24 protein-coding genes, 1 other RNA gene and 3 pseudogenes are annotated in these 23,300 nt (G+C 43.0%); 23 read left to right on the forward strand and 5 right to left on the reverse strand.

What is annotated here, in order from left to right; genetic code table 11:
* Nucleotides 1-64 precede the first annotated feature (64 nt).
* A complete protein-coding gene (locus tag KI350_RS21875; protein ID WP_020451506.1) occupies nucleotides 65-682 on the forward strand; it encodes a hypothetical protein in 618 nt (205 codons plus the stop codon).
* An 18-nt stretch (nucleotides 683-700) separates the two neighbouring features.
* Here KI350_RS21875 and KI350_RS21880 read toward each other — a convergent pair whose 3' ends face one another.
* Nucleotides 701-1,501 (reverse strand): MBL fold metallo-hydrolase, encoded by an 801-nt coding sequence (locus KI350_RS21880; RefSeq protein ID WP_020451507.1) that lies wholly within the window; start codon nucleotides 1,499-1,501, stop codon nucleotides 701-703.
* A 202-nt stretch (nucleotides 1,502-1,703) separates the two neighbouring features.
* Here KI350_RS21880 and sufU point away from each other — a divergent pair, with 202 nt between their 5' ends.
* The 4 genes from sufU to KI350_RS21900 all read left to right on the forward strand — a co-directional run bounded on the left by sufU (nucleotide 1,704) and on the right by KI350_RS21900 (nucleotide 4,386).
* Nucleotides 1,704-2,135 (forward strand): Fe-S cluster assembly sulfur transfer protein SufU, encoded by a 432-nt coding sequence (sufU, locus tag KI350_RS21885; RefSeq protein WP_020451508.1) that lies wholly within the window; start codon nucleotides 1,704-1,706, stop codon nucleotides 2,133-2,135.
* A gap of 94 nt (nucleotides 2,136-2,229) precedes the next feature.
* The gene (locus KI350_RS21890; RefSeq protein WP_026579698.1) at nucleotides 2,230-2,694 is read left to right on the forward strand and encodes a Fur family transcriptional regulator; all 465 of its coding nucleotides are present in this window, start codon (nucleotides 2,230-2,232) and stop codon (nucleotides 2,692-2,694) included.
* Between the two features lie 44 nt (nucleotides 2,695-2,738).
* Nucleotides 2,739-3,404, forward strand: coding sequence for a GntR family transcriptional regulator (locus tag KI350_RS21895; protein ID WP_026579697.1), 666 nt, complete (start codon nucleotides 2,739-2,741; stop codon nucleotides 3,402-3,404).
* A gap of 7 nt (nucleotides 3,405-3,411) precedes the next feature.
* Nucleotides 3,412-4,386, forward strand: coding sequence for a DMT family transporter (locus tag KI350_RS21900; RefSeq protein ID WP_023857647.1), 975 nt, complete (start codon nucleotides 3,412-3,414; stop codon nucleotides 4,384-4,386).
* Nucleotides 4,387-4,440: 54 nt separating this feature from the next.
* On the opposite strand, the gene KI350_RS21905 is transcribed toward KI350_RS21900, so the two are convergent.
* Entirely contained in the window at nucleotides 4,441-5,202 is a 762-nt protein-coding gene (locus KI350_RS21905; protein ID WP_023857646.1) for an N-acetylmuramoyl-L-alanine amidase, read from the reverse strand.
* 159 nt (nucleotides 5,203-5,361) lie between these two features.
* On the opposite strand from KI350_RS21905, the gene ssrS reads away from it, so the two are divergent.
* Nucleotides 5,362-5,545, forward strand: a non-coding RNA gene (ssrS, locus tag KI350_RS21910) — 6S RNA.
* Nucleotides 5,546-5,692: 147 nt separating this feature from the next.
* Here the strand turns inward: ssrS and KI350_RS21915 are convergent.
* The 3 genes from KI350_RS21915 to KI350_RS21925 form a co-directional block, all read right to left on the reverse strand.
* Complete coding sequence (locus KI350_RS21915) at nucleotides 5,693-6,178, reverse strand: DMT family transporter (protein ID WP_020451514.1); 486 nt, start codon at nucleotides 6,176-6,178, stop codon at nucleotides 5,693-5,695.
* A 21-nt stretch (nucleotides 6,179-6,199) separates the two neighbouring features.
* Nucleotides 6,200-6,649 carry a DMT family transporter gene (locus tag KI350_RS21920; protein WP_023857645.1) on the reverse strand — a complete coding sequence of 150 codons (450 nt, stop codon included), beginning with the start codon at nucleotides 6,647-6,649 and terminating at the stop codon, nucleotides 6,200-6,202.
* 281 nt (nucleotides 6,650-6,930) lie between these two features.
* Entirely contained in the window at nucleotides 6,931-7,383 is a 453-nt protein-coding gene (locus tag KI350_RS21925) for a hypothetical protein (RefSeq protein WP_059231935.1), read from the reverse strand.
* A 174-nt stretch (nucleotides 7,384-7,557) separates the two neighbouring features.
* Here KI350_RS21925 and KI350_RS23500 point away from each other — a divergent pair.
* The 17 genes and pseudogenes from KI350_RS23500 to KI350_RS22010 all read left to right on the forward strand — a co-directional run.
* A pseudogene (locus KI350_RS23500) lies at nucleotides 7,558-7,680 on the forward strand (hypothetical protein); the annotation flags it as partial.
* A gap of 298 nt (nucleotides 7,681-7,978) precedes the next feature.
* A complete protein-coding gene (locus tag KI350_RS21935) occupies nucleotides 7,979-8,602 on the forward strand; it encodes a TetR/AcrR family transcriptional regulator (protein ID WP_025811499.1) in 624 nt (207 codons plus the stop codon).
* A gap of 2 nt (nucleotides 8,603-8,604) precedes the next feature.
* Nucleotides 8,605-8,991 carry an OsmC family protein gene (locus tag KI350_RS21940; protein ID WP_020451518.1) on the forward strand — a complete coding sequence of 129 codons (387 nt, stop codon included), beginning with the start codon at nucleotides 8,605-8,607 and terminating at the stop codon, nucleotides 8,989-8,991.
* A gap of 32 nt (nucleotides 8,992-9,023) precedes the next feature.
* On the forward strand, nucleotides 9,024-10,373 hold the full coding sequence (locus KI350_RS21945; protein ID WP_023857642.1) for a cytosine permease: 1,350 nt from the start codon (nucleotides 9,024-9,026) through the stop codon (nucleotides 10,371-10,373).
* A 24-nt stretch (nucleotides 10,374-10,397) separates the two neighbouring features.
* Complete coding sequence (locus KI350_RS21950; protein ID WP_025811501.1) at nucleotides 10,398-12,503, forward strand: hydantoinase/oxoprolinase family protein; 2,106 nt, start codon at nucleotides 10,398-10,400, stop codon at nucleotides 12,501-12,503.
* Nucleotides 12,500-13,978, forward strand: a complete 1,479-nt coding sequence (locus tag KI350_RS21955) for a hydantoinase B/oxoprolinase family protein (RefSeq protein ID WP_025811503.1) — start codon at nucleotides 12,500-12,502, stop codon at nucleotides 13,976-13,978. The genes KI350_RS21950 and KI350_RS21955 overlap by 4 nt, the downstream gene beginning before the upstream one ends.
* On the forward strand, nucleotides 13,975-15,714 hold the full coding sequence (locus tag KI350_RS21960) for a hydantoinase B/oxoprolinase family protein (RefSeq protein WP_023857639.1): 1,740 nt from the start codon (nucleotides 13,975-13,977) through the stop codon (nucleotides 15,712-15,714). Before KI350_RS21955 ends, KI350_RS21960 begins: the two co-directional genes overlap by 4 nt.
* Before the next feature lie 171 nt (nucleotides 15,715-15,885).
* Nucleotides 15,886-16,320: a DUF2243 domain-containing protein gene (locus KI350_RS21965; protein WP_020451523.1), complete on the forward strand. Its 435-nt coding sequence runs from the start codon at nucleotides 15,886-15,888 to the stop codon at nucleotides 16,318-16,320.
* A 697-nt stretch (nucleotides 16,321-17,017) separates the two neighbouring features.
* A complete protein-coding gene (locus KI350_RS21970) occupies nucleotides 17,018-17,572 on the forward strand; it encodes an SMI1/KNR4 family protein (protein WP_059231918.1) in 555 nt (184 codons plus the stop codon).
* 152 nt (nucleotides 17,573-17,724) lie between these two features.
* Nucleotides 17,725-19,635, forward strand: coding sequence for a T7SS effector LXG polymorphic toxin (locus tag KI350_RS21975; RefSeq protein ID WP_059231916.1), 1,911 nt, complete (start codon nucleotides 17,725-17,727; stop codon nucleotides 19,633-19,635).
* Nucleotides 19,632-20,081: an SMI1/KNR4 family protein gene (locus tag KI350_RS21980; protein WP_026579690.1), complete on the forward strand. Its 450-nt coding sequence runs from the start codon at nucleotides 19,632-19,634 to the stop codon at nucleotides 20,079-20,081. The genes KI350_RS21975 and KI350_RS21980 overlap by 4 nt, the downstream gene beginning before the upstream one ends.
* A gap of 267 nt (nucleotides 20,082-20,348) precedes the next feature.
* Nucleotides 20,349-20,802, forward strand: a pseudogene (locus KI350_RS21985) (DUF4274 domain-containing protein).
* A gap of 182 nt (nucleotides 20,803-20,984) precedes the next feature.
* Nucleotides 20,985-21,371, forward strand: a complete 387-nt coding sequence (locus KI350_RS21990; protein ID WP_059231913.1) for an immunity 22 family protein — start codon at nucleotides 20,985-20,987, stop codon at nucleotides 21,369-21,371.
* The gene (locus tag KI350_RS21995) at nucleotides 21,371-21,793 is read left to right on the forward strand and encodes an SMI1/KNR4 family protein (RefSeq protein ID WP_059231911.1); all 423 of its coding nucleotides are present in this window, start codon (nucleotides 21,371-21,373) and stop codon (nucleotides 21,791-21,793) included. Before KI350_RS21990 ends, KI350_RS21995 begins: the two co-directional genes overlap by 1 nt.
* A 20-nt stretch (nucleotides 21,794-21,813) precedes the next feature.
* Nucleotides 21,814-21,981, forward strand: a pseudogene (locus KI350_RS22000) (WXG100 family type VII secretion target); the annotation flags it as partial.
* A 1-nt stretch (nucleotide 21,982) separates the two neighbouring features.
* A complete protein-coding gene (locus KI350_RS22005) occupies nucleotides 21,983-22,417 on the forward strand; it encodes an SMI1/KNR4 family protein (protein WP_026579686.1) in 435 nt (144 codons plus the stop codon).
* 56 nt (nucleotides 22,418-22,473) lie between these two features.
* Nucleotides 22,474-22,950 (forward strand): SMI1/KNR4 family protein, encoded by a 477-nt coding sequence (locus KI350_RS22010; RefSeq protein WP_026579685.1) that lies wholly within the window; start codon nucleotides 22,474-22,476, stop codon nucleotides 22,948-22,950.
* The last annotated feature ends 350 nt before the right edge of the window (nucleotides 22,951-23,300 follow it).

Raw genomic sequence — 23,300 nt, forward strand, 5'->3', positions numbered from 1 at the left:
GATACACGGCAAAATGAGAGCAGAACGAATCTGCTCTTTTCACTTTGAGGAGGAAACGGATACAATGGGAAAAATGGATGAAATCATTCTCGTGGTCCCGCGGGAAAACGTATTTGCAAATGAAACGCTGACCTTCCAAGGCGTCAACAGCGACGGTGAGAAGGTCGGGAAGATCATGGCGCATATTGAACAGCACTTTAGTGAAATGAGAAGGGGAGACGCCGAAGAAGATCCTGCGTTTAAACAGCCGATCCCTTATGTTGTCATCAAAAGAGAAGACGAAATATTTGTATACGAGCGGCTCGAAGGCGGAGGGGAAGCGCGGCTTCACAACAAGCTGTCACTCGGCTTCGGCGGCCACATGAACTTTGCCGAAGGGCTTGATTTTTCCGGTATTCTGAAGTTAAACACAGACCGTGAACTTGATGAAGAGCTTCTGATTGAGGAATCAGATAAAGAAAAAATGGTGACGCTCGGACTGATTAATGATGATGAAAACAGCGTCGGAAAAGTACATATCGGAATCCTTTCAGCGCTTGAATTAAAACCGGGCGCACACGTTGAAGTTAAAGAAAAGGAGCAGATTGCCGGCCGGTGGATGAAAGCCAGTGATCTGAAAGATAAAAGCGTCTATGACAGACTTGAATCTTGGTCACAGTTTGTCGTTGATATCTTAGTTTAAATGGGAAAACTCGCTGATTCAGCGAGTTTTCTTTTCGTATTGGACCGGTTTCCATTGAAAAAGTGAGCCCTGCTTTTCGATTAACCCGAAACCAGGGTAGGGGAAATGACACCCGTGGAGCAGGACCTGTCCGTTATAAGCCTGCCGGGCCAGCAGTCTTCTTGTCTTTTCTCCCTCTTTAGGGTCATGCTCAAGCGAAACCCGCAGCTTTGGATTGGAGATGCTTTCGGGAATGTGAAATGCGTCATTGATGATCTGACAGACCCCGTCTTTTGTCTGTAATTCAATAGTCAAGTGTCCAGGCGTATGTCCGGGCGTATGGATCAGCTTCAGTCCGGGAAGCAGTTCGGTATCTTCTGTCAGCAGCTTCAGAAGCGGCCGGACAGTGGAGAGAATGCGAAACTGTTTAGAAGCCGGCGTTTGTTTTGCGTACAGCCATTCTGCTTCACTGATCAGATGAACAGCGTTTGGAAAAGCGGGTTTCCCGTTATTCAGAAGACCTCCCGTATGATCTAAATGACTGTGTGACAAAATGACATAGTCTATGGAGTCAGGCATAATTCCCGCCTGTGTCAGGTGATGAATCAAGTGCCCGCTTTCTTGTCCGCCTGTTTCGCCAAATCCCGTATCAATCAGTATCCGTTTTTCGTTCGTTTCCAGGCAGATAAAGTTCAGCGCTACTTCAAATTCTTCAGGATAATGTTCTGCTTCATGAGGGTCTCCTCCCGCCAAAAAGAAATCCCTTGAAACTCGAAATGCTCCATCAGATAAAATTGTCATTTGAAAAGAATCGAGTTGAATGCGGTCTGGCTCCTTCATAATAAATCTTCCCCCTTTGCGTTTGACCGATCTGTCTCTTTATTAGAAGAGGCAGTTTCATTGTGTCTTTTCATTTGCGGTGAGCTTCTTGATCGGTTATTATTAAATCGTAATGATTACGATTTAATAACGGAAGTATAACTAAATCCGTTTGTTCTTTCAACCAAAATACAACTGTTTAAAAGGGAAGGAGCATCATTTCATGCCGAAACTGGAAGAGCTGTATCGGTCCGTCATTATGGATCATGCAAGATACAGGCGAAATTTTCGAAAAATCGATAAACACAGCGCGTATTACGTCCATTACAAAAATCCAACATGCGGTGATGTGATGACTTTGTTTATCGACATTAAAAATGAAAAGATCGAAGACGCAGCTTTTATCGGAGATGGGTGCAGCATCAGCATGGCTTCCTCATCAATCATGACTGAACTGATAAAAGGAAAGACGTTAAAAGAAGCCGGGCTAATGCGTGAAGCGATGGAAAATATGATCAGAAAAGGAGAAGAACCGGCAGAGGATCTGCTGGGAGATGCCGTTTCCCTGATTGGCGTCCATCCGTTACGGGCCCGCCATAACTGTGCCCTGATGCCTTGGCAGGCGCTCGATCGGATCAAGGAGAACGTTTATTAAATGAACATCACATCTAAAGCACTCCGTTTCTAAGGCAGCCAGGCAAAGAATATCGGAAGATTCAAGGGAAAAAAGGGGCAGTGACGAAAGAGGTATGGAAAACGAAACGAATGTAAAGCAGGAAGCGATGGCGCAGCTTAAACGGAAAGGCATTCGAATGACGCCGCAGCGGCTGGCCATCTACCATTATTTTTTAGCCAACAGGAACCACCCTACAATAGCTGAAATTCAACAATCATTGAGGGAGATATATCCTGCCGTCAGTACAGCGACGATATACAACACCATCCGCTATTTTAAACAAGAGGGCCTTATAAAAGAAATGGGGTTTACCGATCCGCTTCGTTTTGATCTGGCTCTAGAGGAACATGATCATGTCATATGCGAAGTATGCGGGAAAATCGTCGATTTTCATTGTCCGCAACTGGAGAAAGTAAAAGACATTGCGGCACGGCTGACCGGATTTAAAGTGACACATCACCGATTGGAACTGTACGGCATCTGCAAAGATTGCCAGGCGAAAAGAAAATACGCCGCTAAAGAGAAAGGGGTTAGATAAAAAATTTGGTTGTGCATAAAACCAAAATCCGATATATTGGTTTTATGATGAAAAATAACATTAAACGAATCAAACGAATTTCGCTTCGGGAAGAAGTGTATCAAACGCTGAAGCGCACCATCGTACATTTGGAACTAAAGCCGGGGGAGCGCTTGCATGATCAGGAGCTTGCAGAGCAGTTTGGCATCAGCCGCACACCTGTCAGGGAGGCGCTCAAACGCCTGGAAGATGAAGGACTTGTTGAAACTGTTCCGGGTTCAGCAACACGTGTAGCACCGTTAAATCGCGAGGAAGCTGAACATGCTTTTACAGTCACTGCAGCACTGCATGCGCTGGCTGTCAAGCTGTCGTTTCCTTTTTTAACGGATTCAGACCTTGATCAACTGGAGGCGCATAATCAAACGTTGCAGCAAGCGATTCAAAAAGAAGACATTATCGAAGCAATCGAATCGGATGCTGCTTTTCATGAGGTGTTTTTACAAGCATCAAAAAACCCGGAAATTACCCGGGCATTGGAGAGAATTTCTTCAAAAATTTACCGCCTTGAGATGTCGCAGTTTTCCTCGATCGGCAGCTTGAAATCTGTCGAACAGCATCAGAACATCATCGATGCCTGCAGACAGGGGGATCGGAATGCGGCCATCAAGCTTGCCGAGGAAAACTGGCTCAGTCTTGGAGACCGATTGGCCGGACATCAGGAAAAGGAGTGAGGGGATTGTGAGGCCGATTATACTGGGCGTTTTTGCAGCCTTCTTTTTTGCTTTTACATTCGTTTTAAACAGGGCGATGGAGCTTGAAGGGGGAAGCTGGATCTGGAGCGCATCGCTAAGATTTATCTTTATGGCGCCTCTTTTATTTGTCATTGTTTGGCTGAGGGGGAACGTAAAAGAACTTTTTCAGGAAATCAAAAAAGCACCGGGCATTTGGCTGAGATGGAGCATCGTCGGCTTCGGCCTCTTTTATGCGCCGCTCTGTTTTGCGGCGGCTTACGGGCCGGGCTGGCTGATTGCAGGAACATGGCAAATCACGATTATTTCCGGCTCCCTTTTGGCGCCGCTTTTTTACGAAACCATCCAAACAAAAACAGGTCCCGTACAGATGAGGGGCAAAATTCCCTGTAAAGGGCTGGCGATGTCGTTGATCATTTTAATCGGGGTGGCGCTGATGCAGGCTGAGCATGCGGCACAGCTTTCTTTGCATGAGATGCTGCTGTGCGTCGTGCCGGTTATGTTGGCTTCATTTGCATATCCGCTTGGGAACAGAAAAATGATGGAAGCATGCGCCGGGCGCCTTGATGCTTATCAGCGGGTATTGGGGATGACGTTGGCAAGCCTTCCGTTTTGGCTGATCCTCTCACTGTACGGGCTGGCATCGGCGGGTGCGCCCAGCCGGGGACAAGTCATTCAGTCAGGTTTGGTGGCTGTCTTTTCCGGAATATGCGCAACTGTGCTGTTCTTTGCCGCAACCGATCTTGTAAAAGGGGATATGCGAAAATTAGGGGCTGTCGAGGCCACACAATCGTTTGAAGTGCTGTTTGCTGCCGCTGGTGAAATTTTGCTTCTTTCAAGTCCGCTTCCTGGTGCCATCTCATGGAGCGGCATGGCACTTGTGATTATCGGAATGGTGTTGAACAGCCATGCATCGAATCAAACGCAAAAGCCGGCGATTCAAAGTAAAGCTGCAAAAGCATAAAAAAAGCCTGCGATCTATACGAGACAGATCGCGGGCTTTTCTTGATGATTGTCCCTATTCCTGGTAAATGAAAGCGTCAAATCCGGCGTTTTTGGCTTGCTGAACGAGCGCTTCGGCATTTTCTTTTGAAGAAAAAGCGCCAATTTGCACTTTGTAAAGGCTGTCCCTGTAAATCACAAGGGCATCAAACCCTTTCGCTTCCGCTTGAGCGGCAAGCGAATCGGCATTGGCTTTGGTCCTGAAAGCGCCGATCTGCACTTTATAGAGAGCTGCTGCGTTTTTGGAAAGGTTAAATGCCCTTGCGAGTCCGTTGGCGTGGCCTCTGGCAATGGATTGAATAAACGCGGAAGACTTCAGTTTCTCGGCGTCGCTTGTATTGTCTACAAAGCCATTTTCCGTAAGGAGTGCGGGCATGGCTGTTTCTCTAAGAACATGAAAATTGGCCGTTTTCTTGCCGCGATCCCTGAAATCGACAACTTTTAAAATCTCTTCATGCATGATATCCCGATAGGTGGTGGTAGGTGCGCCGACGCCGGGATAAATGTAATCCTCGAAACCTGTCCCGCCCCCGGCATTCATGTGAATCGATAGAAAGTAGTCCGCTCCCCAGCTGTTCGCGGCGTTCGTGCGTTGCGTCAGACTGACGGTTTGGTCGCTTGTCCTGCTCAACAGGACTGAAACATTTTGATATTCATTCAGCAGCATGTTTCTTAAAGCCAAGGCGGTTTGCAATGTTAACTGTTTTTCTTGCAAACCATTAGCTGAAGCACCTGTATCAGACCCGCCATGGCCGGGATCGATAAAAATTTTTACCACAAGACATCACCTCAATAGACAGTCTATGAACAGATGGACATGAAGGGTTGTACGAACGCCACAATATTGCAGAATTTTGTAAATATTCAACTTATTATAGAGCGTCATATTCTCTTCAGGCAAGAGGTTGCATTTTTAATGTTTTTATCATATAATTCAATTACGCTGCATTGTACGTAATGATAATTAAGTTTTAACCTTTAAGCTGTAATAGGGAGTTTTATATCGGAACCGGAATGTCATGCCTTCCTCGAAAGGACGACAGGAACGTTTCTGCAGACACCCACTTTGAGGAGTGTGGTTTAAAACTTTCTTACTTGCATACGGCAATTGCAGCACTTCACTTAAGTCATTTGAATAAAATGGCTTTTTTTATTTGCTTAAAATCGGTTTACTGTAAATGTTTTATGTAAACTAACTTGCTGTAAATAAAGGGCGGACACCGCCCTTTTATTCATTTTAAAGGTAGAAGGTGCAAAAATGACTGGCATCAAAAATGCTGAATGATGATAATTCCCGTGATCATCAGGACAATTCCCAGCATGCGCTGCACATTTAAGCGGTGTTTGGGGGTTCCGAACCAGCCAAAATGATCGATGATGAGGGCGATGATCATTTGGCCGCTTAAAGCCAAAACAACAGTAAGTGACGCTCCGACAATCGGCAAAAGCAAAATATTGGATGTGATAAAGATGACGCCAAGTATTCCACCAGTCCAGAGCCACCAAGGGCTGCCCGTGATAAAGGTTTTTGCTGTATGTAAATTGTTTAAATGAAATAACCGCCGATGTTCAATGATCGACGTAAGAAAGAGAAGAATGACCATTCCAACCAAAAACGAAATAAGTGAAGCGATAAAAGGTGATTGGAGAGCATTTCTCAGCTCTGAATTAATAGATGTTTGAATCGGTGATGCCATTCCGGCAAAAAGCCCGAGCATCATGTAAAGAAAAACGTTCATAGTGTTGTTTTTCATCGTTGATGAACTCCCTTGCTATTAATATTTTTTGATAATGAAAACCCCGGAGATGATGAACAAAATGCCGATGATTCTAGGAAAGTTTAATTCATGAACGGGAATATGAAACCATCCGAAGTGATCGATGGCCAGAGCCATCACCATCTGTCCAAGCAAAGTGACGACAACTGTCAGTGCTGATCCAAGACGCGGAAGCAACAAAATATTTGAAGTTAAATAAAAAACGCCTAAACATCCGCCTCCAATGAGGATCCACAAGGGGATGGAAGGGAGAAGTCCGATGATAGACAAAAAATGGCGCTCTGTCACTAAGGCGACAATGACCAGGATAAGCGTACCGGCAAAAAAAGATATGGCCGCCGCCCCGTAAGGAGACCCGATCTTCATGCCTAGCCGTGAATTAATTGAGGTTTGAACAGGAATGGCCATTCCGGCCAAAATCCCGGCTATAAGTATTAAAATGATCATATTTTTAAAAACTCCTTTTTGCGGTAATTGGAACGATTATTTCAAAGCTGAAAGTCTTGCTGTTTTTGAGGGACACTTTGTATTTTGGCGAAAAGGAGTTCATGATGCAAGTGCTGATTGATGAAAAGAATTCAAAATTTGCAGCTTTGTATCTATATCATGTTTTTCTTTTTTGAAAATCATGTTTTAAGAAGATGCTGAGATTCAACAAGGTGATGTAGCGGCGCTTGAAGGCCTTAAAAAAAGCCAAAGAGGACTCAACATGAGTCCTCTTATGTTTCTTAGTGCTTTAGTTCATTCCAGTCCGGTTCCTCGTGTTCAAAGCCGTAAAATCCTTTAATTTTGACATCTCCACAGCCGTCAGACACCTTAGTGATTTCTAAGTAATGGTTTCGATTCGGTGTTCCTGCTACTTTGTCAGTGGCACTGAAGTCGAAGTGATTTCCAGTAAACTCTTTTTCGCTTAATGTAAAATATCTATTGCTTATTGTGATCCTCTGCAATTTAATGTTGAGAGTGCATCCTTCCGCATTAAATATCGTAAATCTGTAGTAAGGCCAAGTGGGATAATAATTTGGATTATTGCTATCCGCCATAAAAAAACCTATGGTATCCTCAGTCATTGTAAAGCTCACTTTTGTCTGTTCTTTTGTGATCTTTGCCATTGCATTCTGCACATTGAAATTTAAAGCCAATAAGAATGTCAATACTGTACAAGCTAATAGTCTTTTCATGAAAAACCCTCCTTCATTTTTACATATCATAAATATTTTACCATAAAAAGTGAATTGAAATCTCGCAAAATCCCGCTCATCCAAATCGAACACGCAAATTTTTAAGAAAGAAGAATTGTTAAACTGAAAAAAGTCCTATAAACTACAAGTAATATTTTGTTAGGGGGTGGGAACGTGTTCAACGAAAGAGAGGCGCTCCGATTAAGACTGGAACAACTGAACAATGCCGAGATACAAGCCATACGCGAACTCCAAAATGAGCGGAAAGACATTTATTCCAGGCTGCGGGAATTAGATTGTCAAAAAGTTTCATCATCACATCATAAAAAAACGTTATTAGAATTAGTCGATGAAACTGTAAATCTCTTGAAAAAATAAACCAAAAGCCGTTTGATCCAGTGGCCGTGAGAGGGATGAAAGAATGAAATAGAGGTTTTGCTTTGCTCATATTTTGTAATTGCGCGAAAAATGGAAAGGTTATCAACTTGACTAGGAAAAGAACATTGTATAAGATTATTCTTACAAATCCAATAGGAATAACGGCCCTAAAACTGACTGACTTGTCAATCGAGATTCAGGGTAAGGAGGAAAACACTTGGGAAATACGGATACAAGAGAGGAATTGCTACATATCGCGCTTGAGATTTTTGCTACGAAAGGATATCATGCGACAAAAATATCAGACATCGTAAAACAGGCTGGCGTTGCACAGGGAACTTTTTACTGGCACTTCAAAAGCAAAGAAGAAATCGCCAAGGAAATCATAGACAAGGGGAAAGAAAACCTTCTTGCAGCCATTCATCAAGGCTACAGGCAGACGTTTGCTCTTACAGATGATATGATCCAATCCACGACAGCCCTTATGAAAAGAATTTTTACGTTTGCACAGGAGAACCGAAACTTAATGACGTTTTTATTAGTCAAGGGACAAGGCGCCGATCCGGAAATCAGGGAGGCAATCGAAGAGGCGCTGATCAGTGTTGAACAAGCATTTAAAAAGAACATCCAAAGGGCTACAGAGCTTGGCATGCTAAATTCCTCCCATAATACTGATCTGCAGGCCACCATGTTAACAAGTCTTGTGTTGGGCACACTATCAAAATGGCTGTTTGGACCAAAGCATGATCTGAATTATGTCCCTAAGTTTTCAGTTGATGAAATGACTGAAGAATTGGTTCATTTTGAATTTTTCGGGCTGATTGGCCAAAGGAGGAATTAAATTTGTCTATTATCCAAAAAACAAATGGAGAGTTTGGGATTTTTCATGAAGCCGGTATGCAGGCCAAGGGGTCTTTCACTCCGAATTCAGACGGCCTTTCGCCGATTGAGCTGTTGGAAGCTTCATTAGGGATGTGTATCACCATTTCTTTGCAAAGGATGTTTGAAAGGGACGGCATAGAAGTGCAGGAGGATGAATTTTCAGTTTCTGTTTCCGCCGCTAAAGCGCCCGATGGCCCGTCTCGTGTTGAAAAATGTACGGTTAGCGTCAAATTGCCCGAGCATCTTCCGACCGACTATAAAAAGAAATTAATCACCTCTGCTGAAAGGGCATGTACAATCGGCAATACGTTAAAACGAGGGGTAACGATTGATACGAATATGGTGTAACAACCTACATGATGAAACGAAGGAGCATGAAAATGGAAAACAACAGTAAAAAACCTTCCTATACAAATGCTGATGATTTTGCTGTTACATCAGTGCCTGAAAATAAGAGAAAATCGATTTTTAACATTACGATTACAAGCTGTGCCTGGATTATCTCATTGTCGACGATTGTGACTGGAGGAGCGCTGATCCAGGGATTGAATTTTGCGCACGCCGTTTTGGCTGCCGTCTTAGGTATGCTGATTCTTGCGGTCTATGGCTTTTTTCAAGGTGTAATGGGTGCAAAATACGGAATATCGACAACCGTTCTTGCCCGTCAGGCTTTTGGACGCTACGGATCGGGCCTTTTTGGAATCGTCTTGGCGCTGACGCTGGGAATCGGCTGGTTTGGCTGGCAGGTTGCTTTTTTCGGCACGACCATTTCTGAAATGTTTCCGGGTGTTTGGCTTGCGAAGCCTGAAGTCGCCATCGTTTGGGGCGGTATTTTAATGATCCTTACCGCTTTTATAGGATATCGCGGACTTGCCGCTTTAAGCTTTATCGCTGTACCTTTAGTCGTCATCTTTTCTATATGGGGCATTGTGAGTGCTGTCAATTATTCTGGAAGCTGGCATAACTTGCTGACGTTTCATCCGACAGGGGACCCTATGACGATATTTGGCGGAATTACAATCGTAGTTGGAAATGCTGCATTGGGTGCGGTTGTTTTTCCTGATGTGACGAGATATGCAAAAGGAGCGGTTTCAGGAGGAATAGGTGCGTCTGTCGGTTATTTCCTTGGAGGTGTTTTCTGTCTTGTTGCAGGAGCGGCAATGGCCATTGCTGCGAATGTTCCGGATATCGGGTCAACACCGAATATTCCTGCCGCGATGAGCAAGCTCGGACTTGGATTTTTGGCATTTTTCATCATCGTTTTTGCACAGTGGACGACGAATGATAACAATTTGTATACCGGATCTCTGGGGCTTCGCAATGTTGTGAATATTCCTAAGAAAGCACTTGTGGCGATCATGGGCGTGATCGGCATCATGATTGCATTATTAGGTGTCCAGAATATGTTTGTGCCATTCTTAACATTTTTAGGTTTGTATGTTCCGCCGATCGCAGGCGTGATGATCGCAGATCATTGGATCACAGCACCTGTCATCAAGAAAAAACAATATCGATTCGGGGCTGGAACAACTTATTCGAAGCTGAATGTTGCGGCGATTCTTTCGGTGATCATCGGGGGTTTTACCGCTTCAAAGGTAACATTCGGCATCGGACCGATTAACTCTACTGTACTTGCATTTTTGATTTATATCGTTTTTACATTTATTTTCACAAAATTAAATCTCCGTTACGAAATCGGAGAAGCGACAGAGGAATCGTCTGGTTTTTAAGCGGATAAGGAGGAAAGGTTTTCAATGATGAATGAAAAAAACCAATGGGTATTTGGAATTGATGTCGGCGGGACGTTTACAGATTTAGTGGCTGTCAACAAGGGAGGGAAAATGGTTTCGACGAAGACGCCTTCAACCCCTGATCAGTCTGATGGTGTCATGAACGGAATTAAAAAAATGGCTGAAATCATCGGAATAGACGTAAAGGACCTGTTAGCCAATAGTCCATTAGTGGTCCATGGAACAACAGTTGCCACTAACGCTTTGCTGGAATATAACGGAGCAAAGGTGGGGCTTCTCACAACGGAAGGCTTTCGGGACGAAATCGAATTCCGCCGCGCGTACAAAGAAAGCGTGTTTTCTCCGCGCTTGGAAGCACCTTATCAAATTGTCCCAAGAAGATATCGTGTGGGGATTCCTGAACGACTGGATCATACAGGAAATGTCGTAACTGAGCTTGATGAAGAAGCCGTCCGCCGGGCAGTCCGAGGGTTTATCCAAGAGGGGATCGAGGCGATTGCTGTATGCTTTCTGTTCAGCTTCATGAATCCATCGCACGAAGTCCGCGTTAAAGAGATTATTCAAGAGGAAGCTCCCGGCATGTTTGTATCGTTATCGTATGAAGTGCTGCCGCAGATTCGGGAATTTGAACGGGTGAGCACGACCATTGTCAACGCGTTTACCGGCCCTTCCATGCAAAGCTACTTGAACCATCTTGACGAACGGCTTCGCGAAGACGGATTTGCCGGAGAACTGTTTGTCATGCAATCTAACGGCGGGGTCCAAAATGTCATTCAAAGCGGAAAATTTGCCGCAGGAGGCCTTCTCTCAGGTCCAGCCGGAGGAGTGACGGCTGCTTCCTTTATCGGAGAAAAATCGGGCTACGAGAACGTCATTACCGTAGACATGGGTGGAACAAGCTACGATGTCTCGGTTATCGAAAAGTTAAATCCGGCGATCACGACTGAGAACTGGATCAGCAGATACCGGGTTGCCTTGCCGATGATGGATATTCACACGATCGGCTCCGGCGGCGGAAGCATCGCCTGGATTGACAGCGGCGGAGCTTTACAAGTCGGCCCGCGAAGCGCAGGCTCCAATCCGGGGCCGGCCTGCTACGGAAGAGGCGGAGAAGAACCGACAGTTACGGACGTGAATGTTTTCTTAGGCTATATTAACCCAGATAACTTTCTAGGCGGAGAAATGAAGCTTGACCGTTCACTGGCTGAAAAGGCGATCCGCACACGAATTGCCGAACCGCTCGGAATATCGACAGTGGAAGCCGCTCTTGCAATCTCACAAATCGTCAATAGCGATATGTCAAATGCAGTCCACTTTGTGACGACACAACGGGGTCATGATCCAAGGAATTTCGCCCTAATGGCTGTCGGCGGCGCCGGAGCCATCCATGCAGGCAAGCAGGCGGAAGACCTCGGCATTAAAACCGTTATTGTTCCGTCCCTTGCCCCGGTCTTCTGTGCGCTCGGCGATGTGGCAGCAAACCTTAAAGTAACGGAGCTCAGGACGCGCTTTGAAAGTCTGAAAAACGTTGACCTGCAAGCGATGAATGCCGATTTTGAAAAGATGGAACAGACGGCCCGCGAAAAACTTGGAGGCCAGTCGGTCACCAATCAATATGAAACCCGCCGCTTTATCGATATGCGCTACGCCGGGGAAGTCCATGAAGTAACCGTACCGGTAAAATCGAGGACGCGGAGGATTACAGAATTGAATCTTGAAGCAACGGCGGCAGATTTCCATGACCTTCATGAAAGAATGTTTGTCCATAAAGATCCCGAGCACGACATTGAAATTTTAAATCTCCGCCTTGACCTGGTTGGCGTCAGAGAGCCGTTAAAGCTTAAAGAGGAGCCGTTTGAGCAGGAGGACCCTTCAAAAGCGAAAACAGGTGAACGCGATATGTATTTTGACATCGAACCGACGAGGACGCCTATTTTCAACGGATCAATGCTTGAGCCGGGCAACTTGATTGTCGGTCCGGCCATCATTGAGCAATGGGGTACGACCATTGTTGTTTATCCGGGACATGAGGCTCTAATCGATTCTTACCGCAACTGTGTCATTGAAGTAAAGCACTCTCAGCAGACGACTAGAGGTGGAAATGCATGATCCAAGCTCAAATTCTTTATAGCAAGCTGCAATCGATCGGCAGAGAAATCGGGGATAATTTGCAGCGAATCTCCCGTTCCCCTTTGCTTTCGCAAGACCGGGCATTTGCTACAGCGATTTTTACGAATGAGCTGAAAATCGCGGTTCAACATCAATATGAGCCTGAACATTTGTTCGCATTAAAAGAAAGCGTGGAAAATCTGTTCGACTATTTTTCATTTGATATCGCAGATGGAGATGTGTTGCTCGTCGCAGATCCATACAGCGGCGGAACGAAAGGACAGTCGCTCACCATGGCGGCGCCGTTATTTCTTGAAGGGGAGCTCGTACTCTTCCCCGCTGTCCGCGCTCAGATGATCGATTTGGCCGGCGAGTATCCGGGCGGATTCCATCCCGATGCATTTGAAGTATGGCAGGAAAATATCAGAATTACACCTGTTAAGCTTTATAAGCAAGGCGTTCTACAGACCGATATTCTTCGTTTCTTATTATCAAACAGCCGGGTGCCCGCTTCTTTTAAAGCGGATTTGGAAGCCATGTATACATGTTTGCATGGCGCCAAACAGCAATTGAAAACGTTTCTTGGCAGCTACGGCCAGAAAACAGTGACCGAATCGATCGACAGCATGTTTGAATACAGCCGCAAAAGGGTTGAGCACCATGTCTCTTATCTGCCTGAAACAGAAATGAGCGCTGTCCAGGAGTTTGAAGTTTCCGAAGGAAGCAAGAGTACAATTCATGTGCAAATTTCAAAGAAGGACGATGCGGTTGAAATCGATTTGAGCAGATCATCGGCGCAATCCGTAAAGCCGGTTAATTCGCCTGCCGCTTTAACGAAGGCGTTTGCCGTTTGGCCGTTCCTGGCGAGAATTGCCGATGAAATACCGATCAATGAAGGAACGCTTCAACCTTTTCAAACGAAGACGAGGCTGGGTACGATTTTGGATCCGGGATTTCCTGCAGCGACAGCATTAGCTCCAAGCATTACCGGCCATTTCATCGCTGAAGCGGTATATAAAGCCATTCAAAACGGACAAAGCACGAATGAAGAATTTCCGCCGATTTACGGGACAGGTCCGCAGGCCGTTTTTTATCCGGAGCTTGGCGCGGAAGCAGAAACGAAATCAATCGTTTTGGCGCCCGGGTATCCATCAGCTTCAAAAGGCTTCGGGCCGCCTGCTTTATTTGGTCAACGGATGCTTGTCTCTGCAGAGGAATTGGAGCTTTACCACGGTTTTAAAATGGTTTCCCGGGAGTGGACGGACAATGGGGAGGAAATGAAAGTGTCTCTGCTTAACCAGGAGGACGATATTTATTTCAACCTTCTTCTGCCTTTTAGTGAAAGGGGAGAATACGGGTCTCTGTCAAGAACGGGAGATCGTGACGAAATCTTTTATGAAAGCACGGTAAACCAACATGTGAAAAAAGGCGAGCTCCTCGTCTTTACGTACTCTCAAAAGGAGGAGCTGCTATGATTAATCAGGACTTTATTCTATCACAGGTGGTCGGCGGTTCCCTTGATGCGGTTGCCAGGGAAATGAGCGCCACTGTTACGAGAACGGCCCGTTCACCATTGTTTAACGAAGCACACGATTTTACGACGGGCGTCTTTGACCTTTCTGGCAAAAAATCGCGCCTTGTCGCGCAAGCCCCGGGCTGTACGCTGCACCTTTATGCGGTAGTAGGCGCAGTTGACCATTTATTGGACGCTTTTCGGTACGATCTTCATCCCGGAGATATTCTCCTGGTGAATGATCCGTATCATGGAGGCTCGCACAGCCTTGACTGGACGATCGTCATGCCGGTTTTTTATAATCGCAAGCCGATCCTGCTTCCTGCTGTCCGAAGCCATATGGCCGATAATGGAGGGCCGGTTGCCGGAGGGTACAATCCGCGCTCAAAAGACATTTGGCATGACGGGCTGCGGATTCCGCCATTAAAAATTTATGAGCGGGGAGAAAAGCGCAGGGATGTATTCGATTTAATTGTTGCAAACAACAGGCTTTCCCATTGGCTTGAAGGCGACTTAAACGCGATGATCGGGGCATGCAAGGTCGCTGCCTCCCGAATCCAAACGATGCTGGATAAGTATGGCGCCGAGAAGGTGATTACGGCCATTGACAACCGGATTCAATATACAGAAAACAGGGTTCGCGATGAAATCACCAGCTGGCCGGACGGCACCTATGTCGGTGAAACATTTGCTGACCACGACTTTCAAGGCAACCGCGATATTAAGGTTCGCGCAACGGTGACCGTCAAAGGCAGCGATCTTCACATTGACTTTACCGGCTCCTCTCCGCAAGTAAAGGGCTTCATCAACAGCCCGCTTTCAAATACGACTTCATTTGCTTTTGTCGGTATTTCGACTTGCTGTGATGAGGATATTCCGATCAATGAAGGATATATGAATCCGGTAACAGTAACTGCACCTGTAGGAACAGTTGTGAACCCGCAGCTGCCGGCACCGTGCGGACACGCAACTGCGTGCGTAGGAGCAGAAATAGCCGAGGCTGTTCTCCAGGCCATTTCCCAATGTGCGCCAAAACGCGTCGGAGTGAACGCCCATAAGCTTCCTCTCGCTTATTCCCACGGAAAATACGACGATGGGAAGCCGTGGGTGAACCTGAATTTTTACGGCTATACCGGCGGTGCGGGGGCTGCATACGAAACGGACGGATGGGGGCTTTATCCGCCTGTTATGACAGGAGTTATTCTGCCATCTATTGAAATGACTGAAGTTCAATACCCGAGCCGTGTATTAAAGCATGAATATACGAGCGATTTTACGGGAGCAGGCCGATGGAGAGGCACCCCCGGGTTGGATGTTCAGATCCAGCACTTAAAGGAAAGCCGCACAAGCGTCATGATGGCAGGGGTCCGAAATACAACAAAAGGCTTCTGCGGAGCTGGCGATGCACCAAGCAACAAGGTGATCGTCGGGTATGGAACAGACGAAGCCAAAGAGATCGAGGAAACGGCTTTTGAAGTCAAAATGCCTGCGGGCGGCATCATCCAATTTTACCGTGCAGGCGGCGGAGGCTGGGGAAATCCGCTGGAACGTGAACCCGAAAAGGTGCTGGACGACGTCTTCAACGAGTTTGTCAGCATTGAATCAGCATTGCAAGATTACGGTGTCGTGATTGACCCTGAGACACTTACCATTAATGAAATGGAAACAAATCGTGTGCGGGCTTCACGCCTTTCATAAATAAAAAAGCTGATCTGAAAGGAATGAAGACACCTTTTCGGATCAGCTTTTTAAATACTCATATGGTAAAAAGAGGATAATCGCTTTCAGGAGAGAATGTAAACATAACCGGTTTGATCTTTTAAGCCGGCGGGTACATAACAGATTAGCAAGTAAAGGAGGACAAATCATATGAAAAACAAAAAAGCGTTTTGGGGACCTTTTCTGTTCGGTGTGGGTATCATCGCCATGATCGATGGCATTGTTTTTCACCAATTACTTCAATGGCACAGCGTGTACATGGACACAGACCGCTCTCACCAAATTATGAGCGACGGACTGTTCCATCTGTTTTCGCTCGTCATTCTTTTTATCGGCGGGATCCTGTTGTGGAACAGAGGTGACTTGAGCAGCAGCCGGCCGCAACACATCTTTTGGGGAGCCTCTTTGCTGGGAGCGGGCTGGTTTAATTTCCTCGAGGGCATCATCAATCATCATCTTCTTCAGATTCACCACGTCAACCCGCTAAGCCCGAACCGCCTCTTATTCGACCTTGCCTATGACGCATCAGGCCTTTTGATCATTCTGGCCGGATGGCTGATCTACAGAAAAGGCAAACAGAAATGAAAAATTGGTTTGACTCGCACAATTATTTCTCGGGAAAGCGCAGGTTTCAACAAGACTTGCCCTGTTTTTGTCAAAATTTGAAGAAATAAAAAACTCCATTTTAAAAATTGACGTGATCAGTAAGCGGCGCTTGAGGAAGTTGTTTTATGTAAACAAGTTATTAAAGTGCAACTGTTCACTCAAGCAAAAAGGGGGTTCAGATATTCAATGGAAAAAAGGTGTTCATATCGTTTGACTGGCATCTTTTAAGAGGAGGTTTCCATATAAAATGTTAAGTGTGCTGCTGCCTAATTAGCTTATCCTTTCCGCTATCATTTTATTTCTATATTACTTGATCGTACTGATAAAGGAAAACAAGATAAATCGCAAACAAAACGAGGAAACTCAACAGTTGCTTAGGGAGATATTAAAGGAAGTGAAAAGCAAAGATTTAGAGCAAAAATAAAAGATACTATATTTCTGGAGTGATTTAGTTGTGCTTCAGAGGAAACATTTGAGGATAAGACTGCACCGTGAAAGTCGAGGGGAGATTTGCAAGGAGGCTATTTCATGCAGCTATTTGTTTGCTGCAGTTTACCCCTAGACACTTATGAAGATTACGGAATCCCGAGCAATTTGTTTCCTCTGTAAATAGAGGTGCATAAAAAAGTCTCACGTTGGTGGAGAAACAAATCACCTGTAATAAGAGGGGATACACATGACAAGTTTCGTTCAGAATACCGTGAATGGTTTAAAGAGTTTATTAGATCAAAATGGAGTCATTAGGAGCCTTGGCTCTGAAGGTGAAATTACAGATGCTCTTGTCACATTCTCTGACAGCGGAGCCTCTCAATGCGATATACGCGCTTTCGAATCGCATCATCAATTATCTCTTCCTGATGATTATCAAAAATTTTTAACTCTACATAATGGAGCTAGAATTTTTGATAGTCTTTTAGATGGAGTGAATATTGGCGGAGGTCTGCATTTATTTAACCTCAAGGAAATTGACACAGAACTGAAAGATGAAGAATTGTATGAGGAAGTTAGCGGTATTCCAATTGGACATTTGCTGGAAGAGTGCGACCTAATGATTGACAGAGACAGGCTCAAGGAAGGAGATCCCAACTACCTTTATTTACTTGAGGATGGTCTTGAGTATAAGCCTCTCGATTTAAATTTTGAGATATTTTTAGACCGATATGTTATGTGTCATGGGCAGCCATTTTGGGAGTGGAGATATTACACAGCTGAGAATTATTATAGAACATGACGACCGGATTTTTAGTCGTCTGTTTTGAATAGGTTGTTTATCCTAATTCTAAGGATTCATTTTAATGGATGACCAGGATTTATTCCCCAATTCCCTTCTATAAAGTGGTAAACTCTAAAATGATTGTAACTTTAGTATTAGAGGAGAGTGCCATGAAGACTCTGGATGTTCAGGCGCTGCACAAAGCCATTGATCAAACGCTGGAACAATTAAAACACCAATCAGAAGAATTTGCTCAAGTCAAAAAAAGCGTTGAGGATATCGCATCTCTTGATGATGCTTTAAAAGGAAAAGGCGGGGACGCAATTCGTGCATTTTATAAGGAGTGCCACACCCCTTTTCTACAGTTCTATGATACTTTTATAGAGGAATACAGTTCTGCGTTAAAGAAAATGAAAACCGCGCTGAACTCTCTCGAACCAAACCACAACGGATTTATTTCACAGTCCTTTCTCGAACACGAGCTGGAGAATGGCTTAAATGCTGCTGATCGAACAACGAAACATTTGGTTTCTAAAACAAACGCCACGATCTCGAAGGTCAGCCATATTGTCGATTTGCCTGATTTGAATGACAGCGATTTTCATGAACAAAATCGAAAAGCATTAAAGGAAATTAATCAGACAATTGAAAAGCTGCATACGTTCGACAGGGAACAGGCAAGCGCCCTCAAAACGGCCGAAAACGATCTGGAAACGATGCAGAGATACATAAGCAGGCTTGAAAAAATGTACACAGGCCCTAAAATTGAAATCACCGGCTATCAAAAAGGCGCGATTTTAAAGCCGGATAAAATGGATGCTTTGCGTGGTGGACAAGACACAGCGATGGGCGTCATGTTGGATAAGCTGGATAAGAGAGCAAAGCTAGAAAAAGAAGTTAGCGAAGTTAGCAAACAGGATAATAACATTTCTAAACTAAAAAAGAAGCTTGATGATTTCAATTTTTCAACGGCTTCAGAGTTTTATGAGATGGCCACGGAAATTGGCTACGAAAACCTTTCCCCTTGGCAACAGCGGTATTTCAATCAAATTGAAGGCGCTCGTGATTTTGGCAACGCAATTAAAGGAAGCACTGAAGGACTCAAAAATGCAGTTGTCGACACTGCTGTAGGCCTATGGGACATGGTCGTTCACGCAGACGAAACGATTGAGGGCATTAACTTTACGCTTCATCATCCTGATGTCACATTCAATATTATAAAAAAAGGAATTGAAGACTCGTATCAACGAGATGTCGTCAATGGTGATTCTTACACCCAAGCCAGATGGTTTAGCTATGCCGTTGGAATGGTCGGGACATCGATTGTCGGCTCTAAAGGCGTTGACAAAGCAGCAAAAGCTGCCAAAGCGGGGAAGGTAGGGCAAGTCGCTGCCAAAGCAACTAAAGCTTCTAAAAAAGTATCGAAACAAGCTTTGGAAAAAAGCGTAGCGTCTTTCAAGAAATCGATGCAAAGGGTTGCTTCAAACATAAAAGGGATTCAAATACACAACCCTTTTGCGCCGCAAATTCAGCTTGCAGGCGGGGGGAAAGTCCCTTATCATGTGCTTAATGGGGAGCATATAAAAGATAGTCTTATTCAATTTGCGAAGAAAGTCTCTGATATAAGCAGAAAACCGTTTACAGGTGGTAAAATCTCAGTACCATGGTTAAATAAAGAGAAGTACAATGCAGTTGAAGTTAAAGGTAAAGTAAAACCAAAAGGAAACTTAAAAGATGTTGACAGAAGAATTTATCAACTTAAAAACATTGACTTCAACATGAAGCATCCAAATAAAAATATAACTAATTTAGAATTAATGAAAAGCGGAAAAGCGCCCATAGGGGAAGATGGCAAACCAATTAATTTACATCATTTAATACAAAAAGAGCCAGGTACGATGTTGGAGATACTTCATACCACTCATAAAAAATACCATAAAGTACTACACCAATTAGTGGAGAAGGGGGATAGCTTTAGAAATAATCCTGAACTGCAACAACAATACGATAGTTTCAGAAGAAAATACTGGATGTGGAGAGCTGAACAATATGAAAAGAGCTTGAAAGGTGGATCTCAATGAATACTAAAGAATTAATTATAGACTTTATAAATAAACATGCTACTCCCCATGATTTTACAGGAGGAATTAATGAGGAAAAAATCAAAAAAATTGAAAATGACTTACAAACCACTCTTCCTGAAAGTTATAAATGGTTTTTAAGAAACTATGGCTCAGGCGGCTCTTTTGGCGTCGAAATATTGGGTCATGGACTTGTATCCCCTGAAGTCGTAGAGTTCACCAAAGACTATAGGGAGCTCTATGACTTACCAAATCACATTGTAGTAGTCGTTGATGTAGATGCATTTGCTTATTGCTTAGATACACAAAAAATGGATAACGGAGAATGTCCTGTAGTTACATGGGTTTATCAAAGCGGATATGATCACCAAAAGGCTCCTAACTTCCTTGAGTTTTTATGGGAATATTTAAATCAAGCTAAAGAAGATTGGTACGAGGAAGAATAATATATTAAATCTCAAGCACTTAATCTTTGATTGGGTGCTTTTTTGTTTAAATCGAGAAAAATCCGAGATGGACATCATCTTCATATAAGAAGTGGTCTGAAATCTATGCAATTTTCCTAATGATGAAAATAACATTAGGTTCTTAGAACAGTATTTAAATTCAAATAGTCCTTCATAATAAGCTCCCTAAGGGAACTTATTATGAAGGAGAAAGCTTAAACAATTGGTCTAATATTTAAAGTGTTTTTGTTAGGAGGTAAAACAGTATTGGATAAGAAAGATATTAAGTTCCTCGAGGAGCTGCTTTATAATACAGATAAAGACGATCTAGTAAGAGTGATGAGAAATATTGAAAACCCTGTTATTCTTCACGTTTTTGCAGCGAATTATAATTGGAATAGTGGTTTTGAAGTTCCAAAAGCAATTCTTGAGAATGAAAATTGCAATTATGGTACGGGGTTATTAATGTTCCATTATGCAGATGGTTATCGTATGCTCGAAAGCCCAGACGATGTTTCAGCATCTGCTTTAGAAGAATGGAAGGATTTCTTAATCGAAACTTATCAAAAGCTTATATTTGCAGTTTAAATCTCAAAATATTTCATCCGATCCTGAAATAACAAGGGTTCAAAGGTTTAAGCTGAAAAAAAAACAACCCGCATATTCCCGATGCTTACTTGATAAGTCACCAGGGAATGTGATTGAAGTTCCGAAAATTTAATGCGTTTTTCACCTTGAACGGCAGTGCCTTTCAAGGTTTTTTGAACAAATTGGAGAAAGCCAGCAAGGAATAGGGCGGAATTGAAGGCGTTTTGGGAAGAATCTGTTAAATATGGCTATCGGAATGGTTACTACGTCTGTCGTCGGCACTAAAGGCGCAGCTATAGAAGAGGAGGTAGCTTTATGCAAAAAGAAGAGTTTGTATCACTTTGGGTAGGCAGTATCAGTTCTCCAGAAGAATTAGAAAAGATTCTTAAAACTTCTTATACTGAAGATGGTGATTTTATTCCTTCAATATTTGCTCATAGCTTTAATATAGAAAGGTATGACGAGTCTGTTCGTGAAGCAGATTTTTATGAAGAGTCTAGTAACTCAGTAAGGCGATTATTAGAAGACTTCTCTTACGATGATACGATTATCCCAGAATTTATTTCAGTATGTGGAAAGCACCTGACAAAAAATTATAACGCGTTGGTACTCTTATATAATTTCAACTATAAAGGTGTCAAAAAGAAGGTATCTATTGGTGATAGTGAATTTGAATTTTTAGGTTCAGTTAAATATATGTAATGAATGCTCAAATTTCAATGATGATAAATGAATATGTAGAAAAAGGTGATTTTTTCGGAGCAGTGCCCGATGAAGATATTTCGAGGGCTGAAGAGAAACTAGGGTGCAAATTTCCAAGGCAATATAAAGAGTTTGTTAAAGCATATGGCTCAGGAGGTATATGTGGGGTTGAAGTTTTGGGTGTTGAAGGAAATGGCTATGCTTCAGTAGTTGAGGCTACAGAAAGATTTAGAAATTTTGGTTTACCTGATAAATACTTAGTTATTCAAAATGTGGACGAATTTGTTTATTGTCTCAATACTGAAGAAAATCACTGTGTAATAAGGTGGGATGACATAAGTAAAAAGGAGATTGAAAGATATTCTATTTTTGATGAGTATTTACAAGACAGTTTTCAAGAAGCAATAGATAACTTGGATTAGAAATCGTATCATGAGAGCCAGTTAGAAGAAAAGGTGATAAGTATGATGCACATCATATAATTGAAAATAGCTTTCACGGAGAACATGAGTGGTAGAATATACCCCCTGCTAAATTTCCAAATGAACATCAATCTGGTATCCATGGTACAGGGTCACCTGCGAATGAATTATTTAAAGGGGGTAAATAAAATGAAATACGATTTTATTAAAGATGATCAAGAAAATCAATTTTATCCGGTAAGTGAGGAAGAAATACAAGAGGTAGAAGAAACATTGGGATTAAAGATGCCTATTGAATTACGGAAGTTTCTATTGGAAGTAGGGTATGGCTTTCTAAAAAGATCAGAATATAACATCAATCGGATTATGGGGCCATCTTCAATACGAGATGCTAGATTGAAAACTAATGATTTTGAATTTTATCCTGATATCGAAATTTATGAGGATTTGGAAGAAGATAAATTAATATTTTTTGAGGCGAATGAAAGTGCGTTATTATTAATTGAATTAAGTGAAGAGCAAAACAATCCGATTTATTATGATGATATAAAGATAGCAGATTCATTAGAAGAATTTCTAATTAAAGTGATGGATGACGACAAATATTATATTGATTTAGCCTAACGAAAAATGAGAGTGATACCGGGGATGAAATTCCCCCTAACAGAGGATATGAAAAAATGGATTATTCTAAAGTGGAAATATTTATAAAAGAAAATGACAACAAACATGCTACTCCCCATGATTTTACAGGAGGAATTAGTGAAGAAAAAATTACAAAAACTGAAAATGACTTACAAACCATTCTTCCTGAAAGTTATAAATGGTTTTTAAGAAACTATGGATCAGGTGGAGTATATGGAGTAGATATACTCGGTTATGATTTTGGTGGAGCATCTGTAGTTGAATTCACAAATGAATATAGAAAACATTATAACCTTACAGATGGGTTAGTAGTTATTGAAGATATTGACTTCTTTGCTTATTGTTTAGATACAAACAAGATGGAGAATGGGGAATGTCCAGTATTTATCTGGGATCGAGAAAATGGATATGAAAATGTTGTAGCCAGCAGTTTTATAGAGTTTTTTTATGATAAACTTAAACGAATGAAAGAAAACTGGGAAGAAGACGAAGAGTTGGACGATGAAGAATAATTTAATATATTCGAGCACTTAATCTCTGATTGAGTGCTTTTTTGTTTAAATCGAGAAAAATCCGCTGATGATGTCATCATCTTCATATGAGGACTTGATTTTAAGTCTGGAGGACGAACTAATTGAACCTTATGGAGACGATGGAATTGTTACTATTTGGTTAGGTGATGAATTATTAAAAGATTGATTTAACACCTGCAAACAAGCTCTCTGTAAAAGAGAGCTTTCAGACCGTTGACAAAATAGGTCGGATTTCTATGATCCGACCTATTTTTGTCCATTTTGTTCTATTTTTTCGACGAAAAAGCTGGCGATGAGGACCTTTCCAGGTCCAATTCGCCAGCTTTTTG

It is taken from the genome of Bacillus sp. J41TS8, assembly GCF_018333035.1.
GTDB lineage: Bacteria > Bacillota > Bacilli > Bacillales > Bacillaceae > Bacillus > Bacillus paralicheniformis.

What these genes read in the sequence shown, in the direction of transcription:
- KI350_RS22005 (WP_026579686.1), top strand. Translation starts at nt 21,983, where the DNA reads ATGAAATACGATTTTATTAAAGATGATCAAGAAAATCAATTTTATCCG.
- KI350_RS21890 (WP_026579698.1), top strand. Translation starts at nt 2,230, where the DNA reads ATGGAAAACGAAACGAATGTAAAGCAGGAAGCGATGGCGCAGCTTAAA.
- KI350_RS21995 (WP_059231911.1), top strand. Translation starts at nt 21,371, where the DNA reads ATGAATGCTCAAATTTCAATGATGATAAATGAATATGTAGAAAAAGGT.
- KI350_RS21915 (WP_020451514.1), bottom strand. Translation starts at nt 6,178, where the DNA reads ATGAAAAACAACACTATGAACGTTTTTCTTTACATGATGCTCGGGCTT.
- sufU (WP_020451508.1), top strand. Translation starts at nt 1,704, where the DNA reads ATGCCGAAACTGGAAGAGCTGTATCGGTCCGTCATTATGGATCATGCA.
- KI350_RS21980 (WP_026579690.1), top strand. Translation starts at nt 19,632, where the DNA reads ATGAATACTAAAGAATTAATTATAGACTTTATAAATAAACATGCTACT.
- KI350_RS21975 (WP_059231916.1), top strand. Translation starts at nt 17,725, where the DNA reads ATGAAGACTCTGGATGTTCAGGCGCTGCACAAAGCCATTGATCAAACG.
- KI350_RS22010 (WP_026579685.1), top strand. Translation starts at nt 22,474, where the DNA reads ATGGATTATTCTAAAGTGGAAATATTTATAAAAGAAAATGACAACAAA.
- KI350_RS21960 (WP_023857639.1), top strand. Translation starts at nt 13,975, where the DNA reads ATGATTAATCAGGACTTTATTCTATCACAGGTGGTCGGCGGTTCCCTT.
- KI350_RS21925 (WP_059231935.1), bottom strand. Translation starts at nt 7,383, where the DNA reads ATGAAAAGACTATTAGCTTGTACAGTATTGACATTCTTATTGGCTTTA.
- KI350_RS21880 (WP_020451507.1), bottom strand. Translation starts at nt 1,501, where the DNA reads ATGAAGGAGCCAGACCGCATTCAACTCGATTCTTTTCAAATGACAATT.
- KI350_RS21970 (WP_059231918.1), top strand. Translation starts at nt 17,018, where the DNA reads ATGACAAGTTTCGTTCAGAATACCGTGAATGGTTTAAAGAGTTTATTA.
- KI350_RS21920 (WP_023857645.1), bottom strand. Translation starts at nt 6,649, where the DNA reads ATGATCATTTTAATACTTATAGCCGGGATTTTGGCCGGAATGGCCATT.
- KI350_RS21950 (WP_025811501.1), top strand. Translation starts at nt 10,398, where the DNA reads ATGATGAATGAAAAAAACCAATGGGTATTTGGAATTGATGTCGGCGGG.
- KI350_RS21990 (WP_059231913.1), top strand. Translation starts at nt 20,985, where the DNA reads ATGCAAAAAGAAGAGTTTGTATCACTTTGGGTAGGCAGTATCAGTTCT.
- KI350_RS21965 (WP_020451523.1), top strand. Translation starts at nt 15,886, where the DNA reads ATGAAAAACAAAAAAGCGTTTTGGGGACCTTTTCTGTTCGGTGTGGGT.
- KI350_RS21875 (WP_020451506.1), top strand. Translation starts at nt 65, where the DNA reads ATGGGAAAAATGGATGAAATCATTCTCGTGGTCCCGCGGGAAAACGTA.
- KI350_RS21955 (WP_025811503.1), top strand. Translation starts at nt 12,500, where the DNA reads ATGATCCAAGCTCAAATTCTTTATAGCAAGCTGCAATCGATCGGCAGA.
- KI350_RS21945 (WP_023857642.1), top strand. Translation starts at nt 9,024, where the DNA reads ATGGAAAACAACAGTAAAAAACCTTCCTATACAAATGCTGATGATTTT.
- KI350_RS21895 (WP_026579697.1), top strand. Translation starts at nt 2,739, where the DNA reads ATGATGAAAAATAACATTAAACGAATCAAACGAATTTCGCTTCGGGAA.